Consider the following 2,441-nt stretch of genomic DNA (forward strand, 5'->3'; position numbering starts at 1 on the left):
CTGTTTTAGGGGGGGTGATTGCTTACTGCCTTAAATTGAAAAAGCCATCACTTAAAAATTTCTACTCAGAAGACGATTTTCCAGTGATGGCTTAAGCGGAATTCGGGTTAAGTAACCAATAGCGTCAGATAAACCTAATGCATCTTGAAGCGGTGCAGGAAAATCTGCCGAATATATCTGGCATACGAAGTGATAATCATTCCTAATGTCACCTATATCATCTAATCCATATGGGATTTTTTTTGAAAAAAATGATAGCATTGGGTAATCATCATCCTCTATTTCCATATCTAAAAAAATAACACTTCTTTCTGGTATAAATTTATCATTATTTTCCAAGGTATCATTAGTCAGAGAATATGAAACAAACGTAAATCCTGATTTAATGAGATTGAGTTCTTGCTCATCACCAAAGTAAGTAATGCTATCAAGAAAATACTCATTATCAGAATAAGTTGAAAATACAGATAAATATCCTGATGTTGGTAATATCCTCTCAGGTATTCTAGATGATAACTTTTCATAATCTATAGAAAAAAGGTTAAGTAGTTTTTCTCCGTCAGGGTTCACGGGCCATTGTGACACATACCCTTTATTTCCACCCAGAATAAAACCAGAATTATCATTCATAGTTTCTTCTACAATAATTCGTGTAAGACCATACATGTAATCTTGTTCCTATTTACAAGTACCAGCACTTTTAGCTTTCTTTGCCAGCTCTCTGAATAAATTTTGAAGCTACTTGATTAAGCATTTTCATACTATTAATATTTAAATTAATAAAGATATAGTAGCTGATGAAAAATTGTTGCATTTATGATCAACTTCTCAAATCTTAAAACCATTCTGACATTAGTCACCTTTAAACATCCCTATATATTTCAATTTATTATATTCCGTTTTATATGGTGGCTTAATATGTAATTCTGAATCTTGATACCAAAATATTGAATTTGCTTCTTTCATCCCTAATTTATTACATATTTCTTTTATTGACTGAAACTCGCTTTGATCTACAGCAGCATCAGTTAAAATATCATCGATAGAGATATTTCCATTATGGCGTGGAATTATGCATATAAAATCTTCATCATACCATTGTATGACCAATATCTTTACAAAACTGGCAAATTTTATAGTTAGGGTTTTCAAAATCCCCTTCAACAGAATAATCTAATTGAAAATATTCCATATATTCATCTTCAGAAGAAAAGTTACTTCCAATCCATAAATGCACTCTGTTTTCAATTACCATAAATAGTATTTCCTTTTAAACATTATATCACTACGATAATTCTTACCTGTACTGCTTCTATGATATCCCCAATCTGGGATGGAATTTTCTTTGCGGTTTATTAAATTTATGAAGGTAATCTTATCTATATCTACAACATATTTTTTAGTTCTTCCATTGTAATATCTCCGTCTTTTGCTTTAATAGCTAAAAAACTGAGCTAACTTGTGACAGATGTATAATATTATAGTTTGCAGTAAGACCTCCAGCTTATAACTAGAGATCTTTCACTTTCGAGATTTATTAATATATCAAAAATCTAAAAAATCATCATTTTCAGTATAATAATTAAGTGCCGTAACAAAATTATCCAATGTAGCAGATGGTTTTTATGCAAGAACCATATCAATTACATCAGGAAAATCTGCGATGTAATAATTACCATCTTTTCTCAATTTTTCATCGTCAATACCATATAGACAAAAGTCATCATCCCTTGAATCAGTATCTTTCATATCAGAGATAATATCTGCTAAGCAGTATTGTTTATCCTTATCTAACATATGAACTCCGGTTTAAATGTATACCAACACAAATTCAAGCCTCAATTAGTCCTATCAAATTAGGAGGCGTACTCCCTCATCATCCTATCTTTTAGGTGGATTTTTCATTTTTTTATAATAAGCTTATCCCTCCATCTTTACCCATTCTGTTAAAGAGCAATTCTCAAAGCCCCGATATACACTTTGGGCAGGTACCAAGAGATCTTGTAATGCCTTTCACCTTCAGCTCTAAGCTGAGCTGGCTCGGAATGGATATTCACCACTGTAGGAAATAAAGCCGAAGATTATAGATCTACCGGCTTTTTATCATGTGGCAATTTTTAATAACCTAAAAATCACATAAATAATATTATCTTAACTCTACCACAAACCCATGCTGTTTTAATATATCCACTATAATAGACACATAGTCTTCCTGATATTTTTTTCTGTGTTTAGAGACTTCAACATTTGAATGCTATTTTTAAATAAAACTTTCACATTTCTGTGAGAAATATCAATTAAGCAGTCATCAAGAGCATCTAAGTTTCTACCTAATACTACAGCCGTAATTGCTCTGTAAGCCGATGATCTCCCCGGCGGCGGTAGTGACATTGTTGCGCCCGGTATTGATGCCGTCGTCGCCAGTCTGACCAATGTAAAAT

General features: G+C 32.3%; 4 protein-coding genes and 1 pseudogene. 1 reads left to right on the plus strand and 4 read right to left on the minus strand.

The window, feature by feature from the left end; all coding sequences use genetic code 11:
- Positions 1-95 (plus strand): annotated as a pseudogene (locus PSI23_RS20975) (IS982 family transposase); the annotation flags it as partial.
- On the opposite strand, the gene PSI23_RS20980 reads toward PSI23_RS20975, so the two are convergent.
- From PSI23_RS20980 to PSI23_RS23290, 4 genes are all read right to left on the minus strand, one after another.
- Complete coding sequence (locus PSI23_RS20980) at positions 52-666, minus strand: DUF1963 domain-containing protein (protein ID WP_273556890.1); 615 nt, start codon at positions 664-666, stop codon at positions 52-54. The pseudogene PSI23_RS20975 and the gene PSI23_RS20980 sit on opposite strands and share 44 nt — an antisense overlap.
- A 186-nt stretch (positions 667-852) precedes the next feature.
- Positions 853-1,152, minus strand: a complete 300-nt coding sequence (locus PSI23_RS20985; protein WP_273556891.1) for an immunity 22 family protein — start codon at positions 1,150-1,152, stop codon at positions 853-855.
- Positions 1,153-1,623: 471 nt separating this feature from the next.
- Positions 1,624-1,797 (minus strand): hypothetical protein, encoded by a 174-nt coding sequence (locus PSI23_RS20990; protein ID WP_273556892.1) that lies wholly within the window; start codon positions 1,795-1,797, stop codon positions 1,624-1,626.
- A 393-nt stretch (positions 1,798-2,190) separates the two neighbouring features.
- Positions 2,191-2,391, minus strand: a complete 201-nt coding sequence (locus tag PSI23_RS23290; RefSeq protein WP_373567367.1) for a barstar family protein — start codon at positions 2,389-2,391, stop codon at positions 2,191-2,193.
- Between the last annotated feature and the right edge of the window lie 50 nt (positions 2,392-2,441).

This window comes from Xenorhabdus yunnanensis (assembly GCF_028598805.1).
Taxonomy (GTDB): Bacteria; Pseudomonadota; Gammaproteobacteria; order Enterobacterales; family Enterobacteriaceae; genus Xenorhabdus; species Xenorhabdus yunnanensis.

Excerpts from the sequence above, each read along its gene's own strand:
- PSI23_RS20980 (WP_273556890.1), bottom strand. The coding sequence starts at position 666 with ATGTATGGTCTTACACGAATTATTGTAGAAGAAACTATGAATGATAAT.
- PSI23_RS20990 (WP_273556892.1), bottom strand. The coding sequence starts at position 1,797 with ATGTTAGATAAGGATAAACAATACTGCTTAGCAGATATTATCTCTGAT.
- PSI23_RS23290 (WP_373567367.1), bottom strand. The coding sequence starts at position 2,391 with ATGTCACTACCGCCGCCGGGGAGATCATCGGCTTACAGAGCAATTACG.